This is a genomic window from Candidatus Hydrogenedentota bacterium (assembly GCA_035450225.1).
Taxonomy (GTDB): domain Bacteria; phylum Hydrogenedentota; class Hydrogenedentia; order Hydrogenedentales; family SLHB01; genus DSVR01.
Genome location: DAOTMJ010000113.1, coordinates 1 through 1,238, shown reverse-complemented (window position 1 = coordinate 1,238; position 1,238 = coordinate 1). Strand labels below are relative to the sequence as shown.

Annotated in this window: 2 protein-coding genes; both read left to right on the top strand. The window is 62.2% G+C overall.

Annotated features, from left to right (window positions below; all coding sequences use genetic code 11):
* Positions 1 to 132: 132 nt before the first annotated feature.
* On the top strand, positions 133 to 651 hold the full coding sequence (gene def, locus P5540_19965; GenBank protein ID HRT67091.1) for a peptide deformylase: 519 nt from the start codon (positions 133 to 135) through the stop codon (positions 649 to 651).
* Between the two features lie 27 nt (positions 652 to 678).
* Positions 679 to 1,238, top strand: a 560-nt coding sequence (gene recR / locus P5540_19960) for a recombination mediator RecR (GenBank protein ID HRT67090.1), incomplete at its 3' end; no start/stop codon positions are given.

Sequence of the window (1,238 nt, the reverse complement as noted above, 5' to 3'; positions counted from 1 at the left end):
TCGGCGGAGTATACAGGAATAGCCGCCGCGGATTCGATGCCGCCGCGATTTTTCGGCCATTTTGCGCGCGGGGAATGGCGCGTGATAGGATTTGTGTTGTAACAAACTGATGAAAAACAAAGGTTTGGATGTATGGCCACTCGTGAGATACTCCTGTATCCCGACGAACGGCTCGCGCGCAAGGCGGCGCCCGTAAGCGAATTCGGGTCCAAACTGCGGCGGCTGGCGGAGGAGATGCTCGAGACGATGGAGGAATTCGACGGAGTAGGACTGGCTGCCCCGCAGATTGGAGAATCGCTCCGCCTGTTTGTCCTGCGCGAACCGGAAAAGAATATCGAAATGTGTCTTGTCAATCCGGAATTCGACGAAGGCGATGGATACGAGACCGCCGAGGAAGGCTGCCTGAGCGTGCCGCAGATTTACGCGCCGGTTCGGCGTTTCAAACGGATCCGCGTGCGCGCCCAAGACGTGCGAGGCAAACCGCTCGATTTCCATGCTGAAGACCTGCTCGCGCGCATCATCCAGCACGAGACGGATCACCTTGACGGCTTTGTCTTTCTGGACCGCGTGGATGTGATGACCCGCGTGGCCAAAACCGAGGAATGGGAACATTTGCGCGAGCAGATCCTGTCGGGCGCGGTCGCGCGCTAGGTCCTGCCGGACGCAATGGGGGTTTCGATGCTTATTCAGTCGCCCGCGATGCAGGCCTTGATTGACGCCCTGCTCAATCTGCCAGGGATTGGCAAACGGTCCGCCGAACGGCTCGCGATGCACCTCCTAAGCGCCCCGGAAGAAGAGGCGGAGGCCTTGATCCAAGCCATCGGAACCGCCCGCAGGGCCATCACCCAATGCGCCGTGTGCTGCAACCTTACCGAGACCAACCCGTGTCCCGTGTGCGAAGACCCGCGCCGCGACCGGAGCGTAGTGTGCGTCGTCGAACGGCCCACGGGCGCGATCGCCCTCGAAAAATCCGGCAACTACCGCGGCCTGTACCACGTTCTGCACGGCGCGCTGAGTCCGTTGGACGGCATCGGCCCGTCGCAACTGCGTATAGACGCGCTCATGAAACGGCTCGAAAGCGGCGAAATCCGGGAGGTGATCGTCGCGACGAACGCGACGGCGGAGGGCGATGCCACGGCGATGTACCTCTCCGGGCTGATTGCCCCGCTCGGCATCGCCGTCACGCGTATCGCGCAGGGCGTCCCCACCGGCAGCGGCCTCGAGTTCGCCGACGACAT

What these genes read in the sequence shown, in the direction of transcription:
- def (HRT67091.1), top strand. Translation starts at nt 133, where the DNA reads ATGGCCACTCGTGAGATACTCCTGTATCCCGACGAACGGCTCGCGCGC.